The organism is Hyphomonas sp. CY54-11-8, assembly GCF_000682735.1.
Lineage (GTDB): Bacteria > Pseudomonadota > Alphaproteobacteria > Caulobacterales > Hyphomonadaceae > Hyphomonas.
In genome coordinates, this window is record NZ_AWFD01000008.1 from 18,645 (window position 1) to 34,640 (window position 15,996).

The following is a 15,996-nucleotide window of genomic DNA, read 5'->3' on the forward strand; positions in this document are numbered from 1 at the left end:
TATTGTCGTGTCACTGCGTGTCAGCTTGACGGGCTAGCGATTCGCCAATTGCTTCTTTGCAATTGCGATAAACGGATCGGTGCACATGAAGTCCGCATGGTGAACAATCCACGATTCCGTAGACCGTTCATTCAGATCACCTTCTCCTGAATGCGTCGCAACGATGTGTACAACGGAGTCTGGCAGTCCTGCATCCAGCGCAAGATGAGCGCCGGATACGGAATGTTTCACCAGCCTGCCATGTGAGCTCATGACTGCCTTGCCATTCAGCATTTCGTATTCCAGCAACTTGCCGACATCTGCGAGAATGGCGCCGGCAAGAACAACATCCAAGTTGATCGGTAGCGCAGCTCCGAAGAGGCCCGCCATTTCCTTGGCGGACTTATATGCAACAATTGCCACGCACCGCTTGTGGGCGTTGAAGCTCACTGGACAGCCCGGGATCTTTATCGAAAACGGAATGTTGTATAGATCTGCTGGATGCAATGTACTCAGCCGGAAAGCGCTCTCCCAGCAGGCAATGACTTGAGAGCGAAGCGTTGTGTCTTCGATCCAATCGATTTCCGGCCAAAGGTCGCTAATGTCACTAGCAGGCCCGCCCGATGCTGCGATGGTCTGAGCTTGAGCTAATCCCAGTCCGTTAGAACCGATGACCGATGCAAGAATACCCATCACAGAGCCGCCAACGAGCGCGCGTCGATTGGCATCCGCTGCACCTGAGCATGTTTCGCGAGCCGGGTCCTCCCGCGGGGGTGACACCTGTTTCATTTTCCATCCCTTGAGCCAAGTCCTCGATGGGATGTTGGCTTGATTGTTTCAGGGAAGGTACACGCTGATGGCTGGACGAGCGTGTAAAGAAAATGACACTAAAAAAATATGCGAGCATTCGGGATTGGCTCAGTCGATGGCGACGGCCACAGCTTGAAGCGATTGAGGGGACAAGATGAGCCACTCATCATTGTCACGCTCAAGGATCCCGCTGTCCCTGAAATACTGAATTTCCTTATGGATGGTTTGTCTAGAGACGCCGAGGATGGCGGAGATTTCCTTGATAGTGATTGGTGCGGTGATACGGCGGGCTGATCCTTCAGTGCCTTCCGAACAATAGGTCAGCAAGTTATTGAACAGGACGCCAATCTGGTTGCGGATGGGCGAGGCAGCGACAGTCACGCGAAACGAAAGCATACTGGTAATGACATTGGAAAACTTCCTGCACAGGAGGTCCGGTATCTCAGGATGCTTCTCGTAAAGCCGCATAAATGTATCTCGGTCGATCGCCGCGACTGCGCAGGATGTGGCGGCGACCGTTACATGATTGTTGCAGCGGTCGGAGATAACGGCAGTTTCACTGAAGCAATTGCCGGGCCGGTACAGTACGAGGATGGCCTGGCTGCCGTCAGGTGTATCCACATACACTTTTGCGTACCCGGTTCGCAGCTGATGAATTCGACGTGCTCTTTCCCCGGGTTGAGTGATCACGTCACCGCGCTCGAAATTCATGATCTTCATCGCCTGAAGTAATTCATGTCGGGCGTGGTCGGGTAGGGCCGCGATCCAGTTCTGATCGGAGACGATGCGCACTGTCGAATGGACTCCTCTAAGCGGCTTGGTGAAAGTCTATACGATCAACGATCAGAGAGGCCAGCAAGTTTGCCACAGATGAGTGGTGGCTTTCTGATCGCGCTGCGCTCTCCGGGTCGAAGCAGATGTCTTTAGTGTCAAGTTTCTGACACGGCGCCGCGGCGGGATCGGATACTATCCTGAAAAAGCTGATCACCGATCAGTCTAAAAAAGTCAGGGAGGATCATCAGCCCGGTCGGCCTTCCGGTCGGACTGACCAGTTGCTTCCCAATTTCGAAGAACCCGAGGTCCTTGTTTCAGACGGGCTTCTCAATTGGATTTGATAACAAATGCAAAGCTGCAAAATTCTTGTGCCCACAGGTATGCTGGGGTCCGGCTGCCCTGAGGAAGCAATTGAGCGTGGCTTTTCGATGCGGCCCGATGCAGTCGCCGTCGACGCTGGGTCGACGGATTCTGGCCCGTATTTCCTTGCTACCACCCACTCAAAGATGACACGGGGAGCTGTGAGGAGAGACCTCGCGCAGATAATTCCGAGACAGCTTGATGCGGGCATTCCGCTGATTATCGGAAGCTGCGGATCAGCGGGTACCGATGCGGGGGTCGACTATGTGGCGGATATTTGCGGAGAAATACTGACTGAAATCGGGCGAACAGCAAAGATTGCCAAGATCTATTCTGAAATCCGGGCTACCGATCTGGTTGACCGGCTTGCGCGGGGCCAGGTCAGACCACTTCCTCCAAGTTTACCGCTCACCAAGGAGGAAATTGAGTCCTGTATCCGCATAGTGGGTTTGCAGGGGGCCGAGCCGATGCAGAAGGCCATCAGGGACGGTGCTCAGATAATTCTCTGCGGTCGCGCAACAGATACCGCGGTACTTGCTTGCGTGCCTTTGATGAAAGGTTTGCCAACTGGCGCGAGTTGGCATGCTGCCAAAATTGCGGAGTGCGGAAGTGTTTGTACGGAGCGTTTAAGGTTGGGTGGTGTCATGATTACTGTTACCTCTGCCGGATTCGAAGTGGAACCACTGCACATCGACAATCGGTGCACGGTGGCGTCTGTTTCCGCGCACATGCTGTATGAAAATTCCGATCCTTTCCGGTTGATTGAGCCGGGCGTCATTCTTGACGCGTCCGGAGCGAAATATGAGCAGTTGGATCACCGCCGAGTTCGCGTTACCGGATCTTTCGCCGAAACCACAAGCTATACAATTAAGCTCGAAGCCGCCCGTCTCGCCGGCTATCAGACCATGAGCTTTGTTTGCATCCGCGAGCCCAAGGTCCTTGAGAGATTCGATCAGTGGCTGTCCAGCCTCGAGGAGGTCTGCGCTAGCTGGATCCGGGACAATATGAATGTGTCCTCTCAAGAGTATGACATCGACTTTCGGCCATATGGCTGGAACGGCTTAGGTGGCAACTGGCCTCCAGGCTCGGGTGTTCCTTTCGAAGTCGGACTGATGGTGCTCGTGACGGCGGAGACTTCAGAACTTTCACTCCAGATCGCCAGGGCCTGCAATCCTGCGCTTCTTCACTGGTCCGGGGATCCCTCGGCACCCATGCCGAGCTTTGCGTTTCCCTATTCACCAGCGGAGACGCCAAGGGGGCCGGTCTATGAATTTGCCATGAACCATGTCGTGACCGTCGATGACCCACTGGATTTGTTTCGCATGGAATACACAGAGGGCGGACAATGACGACGCTTCGAGACATCGCGCGACATGTTAGGTCCAAGAATGCTGGTCCATTCTGGGTGACAGTAGACATATTCTTAGATGGAGATGCAGAATTCGAAAGGGTGTGCGGTGCGCCATGGCTGAACCCCAATTCCATATCTCAAATCTTTGGTGTCAATGCGTCATCTGTGAAGGTCTTCCCAATCCCTGAGCAAAATGTGCTCAAGATTTCATTTCCTCGGCGATATCCTCAAGGGGGGATCCACGATAGGGATCAACACAGCGGGCAACAATTCGTTTTGCTGCTTGGTCAGAAAGTCTGAAAATGAGTCGTGTGACGGATTCTGTGAAAGAGGCAGGTGCTCGCCCTCGTAAATTGTCGAGACTGACAGCAATTAGTTATGGCGCGGGTGCATCAGCAGACGGAATAAAAAGCACGGCCTACGGTACGTTCCTGCTTTTCTTTTACCAGCAACTATTGGGGGTGCCGGGCACGCTGGTGGGGTTGGCGCTAGGTCTTTCAATTATCGTCGATGCGATCACCGACCCTCTAGTGGGGCAATTGTCCGACCGAACATCTACACGGTACGGCAGACGGCACCCTTATCTCGCCCTGGCCGCAGTTCCGCTGGCGGTCACCTTTTTCTTCCTTTTTAATCCACCCAAGGGTCTCAGCGATTTCGGCTATTTCACTTGGCTATTGTTCTTTGCGGTTTCAGCAAGAATAGCGCTGACATTGTACGATATCCCGCATCTGGCGCTTGGGGCTGAAATGGCGCCAAGTTATGAACAAAGAACTGGGCTCTTTGCGGTCAGTTCCGGGTTCCGCGTTGTTGTGGGAGCGTTGACCACGTTCCTTGCCTACAAGTTTCTGTTTCCGACCACGGATCTATACGATCCTGGTTTGCTAAATCCCGATGGATATTTTTGGCTTGGCCTGGTCAGTGGCATAATGATGTTCCTGGCGATGGCGGTATGTTTCTTCGGAACACTCAATATCGTGCCATTGCTTCGCAAAACGGAGGGGGCGCTGAATGTCAATCTCATTTCAATATTTGGTGAGATGTTCAGGCTCTCGAAAAGCCCCTCATTTCGTGCGGTGTTTTTCGGTCTCTTCATCTATGTCATGGCCGTCAACATGGATCAGAGCTATTCAGCATATATCGGTCTGCATTTCTGGAACCTGACGACAGAGTCGATGGCCTATATGCCACTGGCAAGTCTTGGCGGGGCCATAACAGCGCTTGTTGTCGTTCGGCCCCTTGCCAAGCTTTTGGACAAAAAGCGTTTGCTTATCGCCACGACGCTTCTGTCCGTTGTCAATCTCAACATCTTTATTTGCGGTCGCTTGTTCTTCCCAAACCTCTTTCCCGCTAATGGAGATAGCATCATCGTCTGGATGGTAGGCCTGAATTATTTTCTGGTTGGCTTCATCGGGCTTACGATTTTGACAACCATCAATTCAATGTATGCCGACCTAGCCGACGAGCATGAGCTTTTGACCGGTAACAGGCGAGAAGCGACGCTGTACGCGACGCGTTCCTTTGCGAATAAGGGGGCAGCCGCTATCGGTGTGACTTTGAGCGGGATTGCACTAGAGATGATTTCGTTTCCCGAAGCTGCGAAAGTTGGGGCGGTATCGGAGGGCGTAGTATGGAACCTTGGGCTCCTCTACGGTCCGATCATTTCAATTGTGTGGTTGCTCACAGTATGGCTCTACTCGAAATATCGAATAGACCGAAAATCTCACCAAGATATATGCGATCAGATCGCCGCTCGAACACAGGGCGTAGGGGCGAAAGCCTGAATTGAGGCGGCCGAAGTGAGGGTGCTGGATGGGAGGGGCTGATCTCCAACATTCCTGTGGGTACAGCTTCCTGACGGCCGTTTGGGAAATGGGGTGCGGGTTCCTGAAGCGGCATGAGCCTTGCGAAATCGAGCGAAAAGTGAGCGATCCTTGTACAGTTCATAAGCTCGCTTCGTGGTAACCACGGTAACTTTTTTGAGCTTGACCCAGCAAAGTGTATCAATTGGAGACATAATAGGGTCGGTTTTTATTGGCTTTTTTCAAAATCCAACAATGCCTAGCACCCCCTGATTCCGATTCCTAATCTGTAGGTCGTGAGTTCGAATCTCGCCGGGATCGCCACTTTCCAGACCCAGCGCGAGTGAGGTGGAGGTGGCCTTAGTAGCCGAGGGCGAGGCCGTCCTTGCGCATTTCGCTGGCCGCGCCGTAGCTTTCGCCTGTGAACATGGTGGCCTGATAGCCGCCGAAGCCGCCATCGGTGCCGCCAACGGTCCAGCCCATCTTGGCGAGCAGCGCCTTCGTCGTTTCCGGTACGCCGGTTTCGAGCTTCAGCGTGCCGAGGCCGGGTGTGTAGACGCCGGTTGGCTCGGACGAGCCGTCATGGCGCCAGCGCGGGCAATCGCCGGCCGCCTGAAGGTCGAGGTCATAGTCGACCATGTTGAGGATGATCTGGGTCTGCCCCTGCGGCTGCATCCCACCGCCCATGACGCCGAACGCCAGCCATGGCACGCCATTCTTCGTGGCAAAGCCCGGAATGATCGTGTGGAAAGGGCGTTTGCGCGGGGCATACAGGTTCGGCGAGCCTTCCTGCAGGCTGAAGCCCGCGCCACGGTTCTGGAAGCTGAAGCCCAGCCTGTCGGGCATCAGGCCGGAGCCCATGCCTGCATAGTTGGATTGGATCAGGCTGACCATCATGCCGCTTGAGTCGCTGACCGTCAGATAGGTCGTGCCGCCCTGGTTCGGGGCATCGCCCGGGAAGGCGCGATCCATCGGCCGGTCCGGCCGGATGAGGGACGCACGCTGCATGCCGTAGGAATCCGAAAGCAGCATGTCCATCGGGATTTCGGCGAAGTCCGGATCGGCGAACCAGCGAGCCCGGTCTTCGAAGGCGAGCCGCTTGGCTTCAGCCTGGAGATGGATCGACAGGGCCGACATGAGGCCGGCATCGCGCATGTCGAAATTTTTCAGGATAGAGAGCATCTGGAGCGTGGTTGGTCCCTGGCTGTTCGGCGGCATGCCGTAGACCGTGACACCGGAGCGGTAGTCGACCTCGTTCGGCTCCACCCATCTGGCGTGCTGGGCGGCGAGGTCCTCGCGTGTCATCCAGCCGCCGATGCGCCTGAAATAAGCTTCGATCGTGTCGGCGATCGGGCCGTCATAGTAGGCGTCCCGGCCACCTTCACCGATCATGCGCAGGGTGCGGGCAAGGTCAGGGTTGCGGACGATTTCGCCTGCTTTCGGCGTGCGCCCGCGTGTGTAGTAGACGGCTTTGATATTTTCGATTTCCTCGATGCCGGAATTCGGACGCATGAAACCGGCCATGTCGCTTTTCATCCGGTCCGCGATCATCAGCCCGATCGGCATGCCTTCTTCGGCGACGTCTGCGGCAGGCTGCATCAGGTCTTTCCAGGGCAGTTTCCCGTAGCGCTGGTGCATGGTCCACCAGGCATCGACGGCGCCCGGCACGGTCACCGCTGCAGCGCCGTGGAAGGGGACGCGTCCGCGCGGAGACTTCGCCCGCAGCGTATCGAGCGACAGGCCAGCCGGCGAATGCCCGGACCCGTTGAGCCCCACGACCTTGCCGAGCGCCGGATCCCACATGAGGCAGAAGGCATCACCGCCAATGCCGTTCGCCGTCGGCTCGACCACGCCAAGTGTTGCGTTGGCAGCGATGGCGGCGTCGACCGCCGAGCCGCCCTTGCGGAGAATGTCGATGGCCACCAACGTCGCGCGCGGATGCGAGGTCGCCGCTACGCCATTCATGCCCCAGACGACGGAGCGGGAGGCAAAGGGCGAGCCTGCCAGACGGTCGCCCGAATAGATCGTATCGCTGAGCGGTGTGGGCGTATGTTCCGGCGGCGGTGCGGGCGGAGCTGCTGGCAGCGCTGCTGCAGAACTGGGTTGGGAGGCACACGCCGAAAGCGCCAAAGCCGCCGAGGCCGGCCCGGTGAGGAGGAATTGTCTGCGTTTCATAATGAGGTCTTCAACAGGGGGGAGGGTGAGGGGAAGGCCCCGACCTCAATGCGCCTCGCGAAGAAGCTCAAGCAGAAGCGGCAATCCTTGTGAGCCGAGTTTCAGATTGCCCGATTGTTGTTGTCCGCCGGACAGCTCCGCCAATATATGTGGCACCCGTTCCGGCCAGACATCGCAAGCGGCTTGTCCGGCGGCGCGTGGGGATTGCAGGCTTTCTTAGTCAGCGCGCAAACAGTTGTGAAAGATCCTGAAACGCCTTCATCTCAATCGCGTTTCCGGAAGGATCACGGAAGAACATGGTGGCTTGTTCGCCAGCCTGTCCCTTGAAGCGGACATAGGGTTCGATGACGAAGTCGGTGCCAGCTGCGGTGAGCTTGTCGGCCAGTTCCTGCCAGTCGGACATTTCCAGCACGACGCCGAAATGCGGCACCGGTACATCGTGGCCATCGACGCTGTTACCCGGATCGCCGGTCTTGGCGGAGTCCGGAACCAGATGGGCGACGAGCTGGTGGCCGAAGAAATCGAAGTCGATCCATTCCGGCGCGCTGCGACCTTCCGGACATCCCAGCAGTTCGCCATAGAACTCCCGCGCGGTGTCCAGATCGTGCACGGGAAACGCCAAATGAAATGGTCGAAGCGACATGACACCTCCAAACGTCTTGGTTGCCCGACTTATGTCGCACACAAGCGCGCATGCCTAGCGGTCATTCGCGCTGGCGTGCACCCGGAGATGTGCCTGCTTGCAATCTGTGCAGCTCAGCGCCAGCGACTCGATTGAGCCGACGAGCGCTACTCTGCAGGTGCGTGCCGCGTGCGCGGGCGTCCTGATCGGGAGTTCCTTGTGCTTGCGGCCAGCAGGACAGCAATCACCATAGCGCAGACCGTAACAGGTATAAGGCTCGCCTGACCGAGTGCGTCGGAATGTCGGATCGCGTGGACAAAGGTGCCAATGACCAGCAGGATTGCGCCCGCCAGTTTCATCACACGCCGGCAGCGGGGCGCGTCTCCGATGAACAGGCAAGCCGTCACGATCGCCGTCAGCGGGAACCAGAACAGGGCCACCAGGCCGGCACCTTCGGTGACACCGCTGACCGAGGCCAGCAGGGTGAGGGCGAGTGCAGCGGGCGTACCCCAGACAATTCCGACCCATCCGGCCTCAAGCCGCGGCGCTGCCCGGCCCTGCGACTGCCGGCGGACAAAGTAAATGTTCAAGCCGCTGGCGATGATCGTGCAAAGCGCGAGCCCGAACAGGAAGTAGGCAATCTTGACGGGCAGCCCGCCCCAGTTTCCGAAATGGACATTGTAAACGGAGCCGGAAATCTGCTGGCCAACTGTACCGTCCGAAAGACCTGTGTTTCCGAGATACTGCCCGTCGGCGTTGAAATTATAATAGTCTCCGAAGATCAGGCGGTCTGGATGACTGGCAATGACGGAGGCGTGCTGTCCGGCTGTACCCGGATCATGGAGGATGAAATAGGTGGGCGAGATGTCCGGATAGGTCTCTGCCATATAGGCGAGGGGGGCAGCAATCTCGGCCAGCTCTGTCGATGCTTCATTCACGGCGGGGTCTTCTCCAAAGACGGGGCCGAAAACTTTTGATGTGTCATTGTCAAAACTGACAGCCGCAATGGCGAAGGCCAGGACGCTCGACAGGCCAAGGATGGCTCCGGTCAGGGCGTTGGAAATGTGGAAAGGCGCTGTCCAGACACTTAGCCGGTTATGAAGGTCAGCCAGACCGACGCGGTCCGCGCTGCGGCGCAGGGCGAATGCATCCCGGAAGATGCGTGGATGGGCCAGAAAGCCGGACAGGGACAGCGCGATCAGGAATGCACCCAGAGCCCCAACCACCGTCAGGCCCAGTATGTGAGGCAGGTGCAGGTAATAGTGCAGGTCCAACAGAAACTGCGTCCACGGAAAATGTTCTCGCCCGGCAACATCACCATCAGCGGTGACGAAAAAGGCCTGCGTATCTGTGGTGATGACCGTTCGGGGGAGGTCTGGCCGGGGGAAGTTGATGTAAAGGTGCGTGGTCGCCGGGTCTTCGTTTTCGAATACTGTCCGGGCAGCCTTTGCTGCTGCGTCGGGAGAGATCGTCGTCATCTCAGGCGCGACCGGCTGTTCCCAGCGCTGGAATTCCCGATTGAAGACAGACAGCGTGCCCGTCACTGCCAGGATGTAGATAAGGCCGCCAAGCGCCAGTCCCAGGATAGAGTGCGCGGCAAGAGACCGGGCCACCCGGACGGTGGAGGATTTGGGCCAGAGAGTCTTTACCATGATTTCCTCTTTAGACGGAGAGACTGAGGTAAGCGAGGGGCGCAAGTGCTGAGCCGATAACAATCGCGCCTTTGCGCCAGAGGCGGCTGTGCGCGCCAGCGACAACCGCTATCAAGGCCCAGAAGAGGGGAAACGCGAACATCGCCATGACGAGGTTCGCTGTGTGCTCCACGCCCGACTTCTTGAGCATGACAAAGCCCGCCGTCGACAAGGCGAGCGCTGCCAGCCCGGCCAGCGGCCCCAGCAAGATACCGGCAGCGACGCTCCGCAGGATTTCAAGTGGACTGGCGGGAGCCGGCTCAGTGACCCGTGCGGCGGCCTCGCGCGCTGTCTTCCGGTCAGCCTTCACGTAAATCCAGCTGAGCGCCGCCATCGCGGCAATCATGATGACGACGATGCCGAGCGCCGATCCCTTGTCCGGATGACTTGTCGCAGCCCAGCAGATGACAGACAACGTGATGGCGGACCAGCCACCGGCCAGCCGCCACCCATTCGCTGTCCTCAGGCGCCAGGCGGCCTGCAGCAACCAGAGGCCGCAGACCGCCATGAGGCACGCAAGGCCCCGGATTAGGAGTGCCGTTTCCATCGATCAGAAACGGCGCGCGACACGCGCTACCACAGTCCGCTGCTCACCGGGGAAGCAATCGCCCCGGGCGAGGCAGGTGCCGTAATATTCCTCATCCATGATGTTGCGGGCGTTGAGGGTGAGGTCCCAGTTGTCCGTCTCGTAGCCGATCAGCAGATCGCCGAGGACCACGCCATCCGTCACAACGCGGATGGGGCCTACCAGACCGATGCCGTTGCTCTCGTTTTCACCGAGATAGCGGATGCCGAAACCGGCCTTGAAGTTCGAGAGCGGGCCTTCTTCCGGCTGGTACTGGACCCAAGCCGAGGCCTGGTCTTCTGCGATGGAGGCGAACGGCACATCATCCGGCGTTTCCGTATCGAGCAGGCTGAGATTGCCTTCGAGATACCAGTCTCCGAGTGTTGTCAGGGCTTCGAATTCGAAACCTTTGGAAGTGCCGGTCCCTTCCTGCTGGCTGTCCGGTTGGCCGATGATGGATGCCGGGTTCGGGAGGTTCGTTTCCTCGATCTCGAAATAGGCCGCGGTGATATAGGTCCGCGTGCCAGGTGGCTGGTACTTGATACCGGCTTCCCACTGTTCGCCTTCACGCGGCTTCAGCGGCTGGCTGGTGAAGCCGTCGAGACCAATCACGGGCTCGAAGGATTCCGCAAAGCTGACATAGGGGGAGAAGCCGTTCTCGAAGGCATAGAGCGCGCCGACGCTGAACGAGGTGGCATCGTCCGACTGAGTGGTTGAGGTTGTCACGGTTTCGGTGTCATCGTAGCGAACGCCGATATTGAACTTCCACGCGTTCAGGGAGATCTGGTCGTTGATATAGACGCCATAATCTTCCGTCTGCGTATCACCCGGATCGTAGAAATTGGACGGATCGTCAAAGGCGGCCGGATAGCCGGGATAGACCGGATCATAAGCGTTAAATGAGCCGATACCGCCCGCATAGATGTAGCGGCTGCCGGTGGTCACGTCCTGATAGGCTACCCCGGCAAAGACTTCGTGTTCCAGCTGACCGGTGGAGAAGGTGTAACGCGCGCGAATATCGAGTGCCGATTGTTCGGAGGAGGCCTCGTTTCTGTAGAAGGTGCGCGTGCCGTTGCCGTCCGCGTCGATGCGCGGCGTCCCTGCGCCAAGGAAATCCAAATAGGACTGCCAGTAGTCGGCTTCACCGTCCTTATAACGGAAGATCCCGTCGACCGAGAAATTCGGTGTGAATTCATGGGAGCCAAGCAGGCTGACCAGAATTGAGTCGGTATTGTAGCGGTTGAAGCCGGGTTCCCCATGATAGGTCGAGGTATCGATTTCCTGGCCGTTTGCATTTGCGCAGACAATCTCAGGCGTGATGGTCACATCGCCGCTGACACAGCCGGTGCCTGTAAGCGGCAGGAACTGGGAGGAGGTGTCGCTGTCCCGGTCGGAATATTCCACCATGGCTGTCAGGCGGGTGGTGCCATTGTCATAGCTGATGGAAGGCATCAGGATCGTGGCGTCGTCATTGACCCGGTCGACCTGGGTGCCGCTCTCCCGGTAGACGCCGACAAGGCGGAAGAAGACATTCTCGGCAAGCTGCGCATTGAAATCGCCCGCGGCCTGGTAACGGTCATTGGTGCCGACGTCGAAGACGACTTCGTTGGACTTGTCGGGCCCTGCGAGTTTCGACACGGCGTTGACGATACCGCCCGGTGTGCCCTTGCCATAGAGGACCGAGGCCGGGCCCTTGAGGATCTCGACCTGTTCGAGGACATAAATATCCGTACGCGTGTTATTGTAATAACCGAACAGGACCTGCTGGCCATCCCGGTATTCAGCGGCGTCAAATCCCCGGACGCTTGCAAAATCCCCGCGTGTGGCCGGTCCATAAGTGCCGGCATCCACGCCAGCTGCATAATCGAAGGATGCAGCGAGGGTCAGCGCGCCCTTGTCGCGAAACTGCTCTTCGGTTTCGATGGAGATGGACCGCGCCGTCTCCAGAATCGGTGTTGTCGTCTTGGTCGCGCCGAAGTCCGATAGCTGGCCCGTGACCCGGATGGTTTCGAGCCGTTGTTCGTCGGGATTTTCGTCACTCATATCCTGGGCATAGGCTGCCCCCGCCGTCAGCATCGCTGCCGCCAGCACACTTCCAAATTTCCGCATTTCAGACCCCTTTTGAGATTGCGAGTGAGTCGCATTTACGGGATTGGGTCTGAGATGTAAATGATAATCGTTCGCAAATAGAGGCTTTGCTGCAGTCATCCGGTCAATGGCTGTCGCCGTTTGGGGGGAGGGCGGCGCTTTGCGTCGCGGACGGAGGTCTGGCTGAAGAGACGTGTCTTTGAGCCACAGGTGTCGGAAACGGGCAGAGGCCGGCTGCAGTCACCCGCAGCCGGCCCCCATCCGGAAGGAACAGGACTTACCAGACCATGTTCACACCGAACATCAGCTGCTGAGCGTCATAGTTCGGCGAGTTGTACTGGCCCCTGTATTCCAGTTCGAGGCCAATCCGGTCGTTCACCTTGCGACGGGCGCTGAACCCGTAATTGTAGGTGTCGAGACCGCGGTCGGTGGATTGCGTTTGCCAGACGGCGTCACCCAGCCAGACCTTCCGCTCTACGGTCGGATCGTTGCCGAGGTCACGGGTCCAGTCGGCGAACACGGCCAGGTCTGTCCCGGCAAATTTGCGGGTGACTTCCGCGCCGAGTTTTGACTGAAGCGTATCGCGGCCTTCACCTTCCAGGGTCAGACGCGTCTCGAGGGCTGTGCCTTCCTCAGCGTACTTGTGAACGTTGAGGGTCGCCGCGCGCAGGCCGCCGATGGCATAGACGCTGGTCTCTCCGAAGGTGACTGTTTTGTAGCGGGCTTCAAGCTGGGCATGCGTCATCGAGACCGGCTTGTCCGATTTCGAATAGGTGACGGCATTCGGGAACACCGTTGTACGGTTGGTTTTCACCGCGGCCTGCGTGTGGCCGACAAGACCGGACAGGGTCAAGCGCGTTGTCACCGCACGGCTGCCATAGAGGTAGGCAGACATCATCTGGCTGGTCGCACCGTTCGCCGTATCATTATAGATCTCGGCGGTCTTGTAGCTGCCGGCAACGCCGAGGCGCAGGTCATGACGGTTGATGAAGGTCGCGCCGATGGTGATGCCGTACACGTCTTCATCAAAACCCATACCAGCTGCATCCGGATCATAGCTGGCGCCACGCGCTTCGGCACGCGACCAGAGATGAATGCCGTTCTTCAGTTCGGTATCGACGCCGCCGATACCGGTATCGCCTTTAGCGGCAGACAGGATCATGCTGTCGGATCCACCGATGACGGATTCCATGCTTTCCAGAACATGGGCATGGATATCACCCGACAGGGACGCCAGGGCCGAATTGACCTGCGAGGCCGTCATGCCGTTGAAGTCCGAGAACAGGCTGGTGAGGACACCGTCGGTCGATTGACCATATGCCGTAGCCAGATCGAGCTCCGTCGCTGCAGCAACAGCGTTCGACCGCAGGCCACCTTCCTGGGCCAGAATACCGAGACTTTGTGCCACGAGTGCAAGCTGGATGGAGTTCTGATTGTAGATCAGGTTGAACCGGGTATTTTCCGGAATGCCCGCAGTCGGCTGGTCGATCATGTCGAACGCGCCAGCTATATTGTCGGCCACGACAACCGTGAACACGTCACCGATTACAGCATCGAAATCATTGTTTGCGTCACCCGAAATGCCCCGAAGGACCGGATTGATCGTACCGTTGGCCGTGAAGGTCACGCCCTCACCTGTCAGAACGAGCCGGTCGTACGATCCCGCCCCGCCAGCCGCGGAATAGGTGCGGCCGTCGATTTCTGTGTAGAAGAGCGACCCGTCATTGAGCGTGACATCGCCGGACACGAAGAGGGTGCCAGGTGAATTGCCGGGCTTCAGCATGCCGCCGGGCAGGACCACAACACTGCCGTCCACACCGCCCGTGCCGAGCAGGGAAGCGCCATCGACAACGGTCAGCAGGTTCGTGCCGAACATGCCGTTGACGTCCAGTGCACCGCCTTCGATATAGCTGTTGCCGCCAAGCCGGGAAATACCGGCAATCCGAAGGACGCCATCACCGAACTTGCGCAGGCCGCCAGATCCGTCGAGGGCGCCATCGAACGTTCCATCAGTAGACTGATTGAACTCGATCATGCCATTGTTCAGGATCTGGCCCTGAAGCGAGTTCGTTGAGCCGACGAGGGTGCCTTCCATGATGTTGGTACCGCCCGTGTAGGAATTGGCACCGTTCAGGATGAGACGGCCGGCACCTGCGAAGTTCAGCGCGCCGGTTCCGGAAATTTCACCTCCCCAGGTCAGCGCGCCCTGATATACGTCCACCGTGGAGTTGGTGTCGGCCAGAATCATCTGACGCGTCGAGCTCATGTCATTCCCGGTGACGAAGGCAGCATTTCCGATGGTCAGGGCACCTGTTCCCAGAGCGCCGTCACCGGTCACGAGCAATGAGCCGCCCTTGATGTGGGTGCCGCCTGTATATGTGTTGGTGCCCGATAGGAGGAGCCGACCAGACCCCAGCACGTTGAGTGTGCCATCGCCCGAAATTCCGCCTTGCCATTCAACGTCATGGTCCTGAACGTCTAAGCGGGAGTTGGAATGCTCCACGATCATCTGACGCGCAGACATCATGCTTGCACCCGACTGGAAGGTGGCATTTCCGATTGTCAGCGGACCGCCACCAAGGTTTTGGTCGTGCGATGCCCGCAGGGTGCCTTCCTCGATGGTGAAGCCGCCCTGATTGGTGTTCGTTCCGGACAGGATCAGCGTGCCGTTGCCGGTTTTCCTCATGTTGCCGACACCTGTGAAACCGCCGGTGACCGAAACCATGTTGCCTTCGGTGTCCATGGTGCCGCCCTGGGACTGGACGGTGAAGTCCGCACCAACGAACGTATCCATGTTGAACTGCAGCGTTCCGCCGACGAAATTCGGGTTCACCTGCGATGCGCCAAGCTGCGCAGCGGTGTAATAGGTGCTGCCGGTGTCAATGTCCGGGATGGCAGGGGGCTGGGCAGAAGGATTTTCCAGTCCGCTGCCGTCCACGACGGAAGAACCGGCCGGCACGCTGTTAAGCGCCACCGAAGAAAATGTCAGGTATCCGCCAACGCCGAAATACTCGCCATTGCCGGTCGCAATTACCGTGACCTTGTTGAAGAAGTTGGTGTCGTTGATCGCACCGATAAAATGTTCCGTACCGCCGATGCTGTTCGAGATGCCGCCGAGGAGGAGTGGGCTTGAGGTGCCGAAACGTAGGTAGACCTCTGAGGCGTTCGCCGTGCCGCCATCGGGCGTCGGGTTGCTGGACGTACAGCAGGTGCCCCAGTCATTCACCATCGTACCGAGCGCGTTCATGGAGAACGGAGTCGTGCCGTCGGACTCGAAGAACTGGTACGTGTAGCCAAGTGCCTCTGCACCGGCAAACGTTCCATCATGGCTGTTGCTCCAGTTGGTGAAACCGTCGCTGCCATTGTCGCCGTTCTGGTTATTGACGGCGGGGCTACCATTCCGGGTCGTCTTTACCGTGACGGATGGAGCGCCACCTGAACCGATCACCAGGAACGTGTCTCCTGTCGTGTTCAGAATGTCGAACTCATAGATATGGGACGTCTGCGTGGATCCTGGATTGTCCGCATTGTAGGCATTGTCGGCCGCGGTGATCGTGTCTTCGAACGTCTGAATACCGGCAGCCACATCGTCATTGAAATAGACAGCGGGGTCCGCTGCAGCGGTGCCTGAATAGAGCAACGCGGCGGCGATAGCGGTGAGGGATGCTGCTGTGAAAGAGCGTGCAAGCATCCGGTTGCGCCTGCCGAAGCTGGGTGCACTTATGGTGTATTTTTGCATGGATTAACTCCGGAAAAACTCAACCTTGAGGGGCATATTT

The 15,996-nt window shown here is 58.1% G+C and carries 11 protein-coding genes; 3 read left to right on the top strand and 8 right to left on the bottom strand.

Annotated features, from left to right (window positions below):
* Positions 1-33: 33 nt before the first annotated feature.
* The gene (locus HY17_RS07555; protein ID WP_155843563.1) at positions 34-672 is read right to left on the bottom strand and encodes an HDIG domain-containing metalloprotein; all 639 of its coding nucleotides are present in this window, start codon (positions 670-672) and stop codon (positions 34-36) included.
* 225 nt (positions 673-897) lie between these two features.
* Positions 898-1,581, bottom strand: coding sequence for a Crp/Fnr family transcriptional regulator (locus tag HY17_RS07560; RefSeq protein WP_034765273.1), 684 nt, complete (start codon positions 1,579-1,581; stop codon positions 898-900).
* A gap of 503 nt (positions 1,582-2,084) precedes the next feature.
* Between HY17_RS07560 and HY17_RS07565 the strand changes: the two genes are divergently transcribed.
* The 3 genes from HY17_RS07565 to HY17_RS07570 are packed head-to-tail and all read left to right on the top strand — an operon-like array spanning position 2,085 to position 5,058.
* Positions 2,085-3,272 carry an acyclic terpene utilization AtuA family protein gene (locus HY17_RS07565; RefSeq protein WP_197020247.1) on the top strand — a complete coding sequence of 396 codons (1,188 nt, stop codon included), beginning with the start codon at positions 2,085-2,087 and terminating at the stop codon, positions 3,270-3,272.
* Positions 3,269-3,574, top strand: a complete 306-nt coding sequence (locus tag HY17_RS19895; protein WP_081813035.1) for a DUF4387 domain-containing protein — start codon at positions 3,269-3,271, stop codon at positions 3,572-3,574. The genes HY17_RS07565 and HY17_RS19895 overlap by 4 nt, the downstream gene beginning before the upstream one ends.
* A 2-nt stretch (positions 3,575-3,576) precedes the next feature.
* The gene (locus tag HY17_RS07570; protein ID WP_034765276.1) at positions 3,577-5,058 is read left to right on the top strand and encodes an MFS transporter; all 1,482 of its coding nucleotides are present in this window, start codon (positions 3,577-3,579) and stop codon (positions 5,056-5,058) included.
* Between the two features lie 378 nt (positions 5,059-5,436).
* On the opposite strand, the gene HY17_RS07575 is transcribed toward HY17_RS07570, so the two are convergent.
* The 6 genes from HY17_RS07575 to HY17_RS07600 all read right to left on the bottom strand — a co-directional run bounded on the left by HY17_RS07575 (position 5,437) and on the right by HY17_RS07600 (position 15,956).
* On the bottom strand, positions 5,437-7,251 hold the full coding sequence (locus HY17_RS07575) for a gamma-glutamyltransferase family protein (protein WP_034765279.1): 1,815 nt from the start codon (positions 7,249-7,251) through the stop codon (positions 5,437-5,439).
* Between the two features lie 220 nt (positions 7,252-7,471).
* Positions 7,472-7,894 (bottom strand): VOC family protein, encoded by a 423-nt coding sequence (locus tag HY17_RS07580; RefSeq protein ID WP_034765283.1) that lies wholly within the window; start codon positions 7,892-7,894, stop codon positions 7,472-7,474.
* Positions 7,895-8,040: 146 nt separating this feature from the next.
* On the bottom strand, positions 8,041-9,525 hold the full coding sequence (locus HY17_RS07585) for a PepSY domain-containing protein (RefSeq protein ID WP_065382729.1): 1,485 nt from the start codon (positions 9,523-9,525) through the stop codon (positions 8,041-8,043).
* A 10-nt stretch (positions 9,526-9,535) separates the two neighbouring features.
* Positions 9,536-10,111 carry a hypothetical protein gene (locus HY17_RS07590; RefSeq protein WP_139068761.1) on the bottom strand — a complete coding sequence of 192 codons (576 nt, stop codon included), beginning with the start codon at positions 10,109-10,111 and terminating at the stop codon, positions 9,536-9,538.
* A gap of 3 nt (positions 10,112-10,114) precedes the next feature.
* Complete coding sequence (locus HY17_RS07595; protein WP_034765291.1) at positions 10,115-12,238, bottom strand: TonB-dependent siderophore receptor; 2,124 nt, start codon at positions 12,236-12,238, stop codon at positions 10,115-10,117.
* 256 nt (positions 12,239-12,494) lie between these two features.
* Complete coding sequence (locus HY17_RS07600; protein WP_081813037.1) at positions 12,495-15,956, bottom strand: autotransporter outer membrane beta-barrel domain-containing protein; 3,462 nt, start codon at positions 15,954-15,956, stop codon at positions 12,495-12,497.
* Between the last annotated feature and the right edge of the window lie 40 nt (positions 15,957-15,996).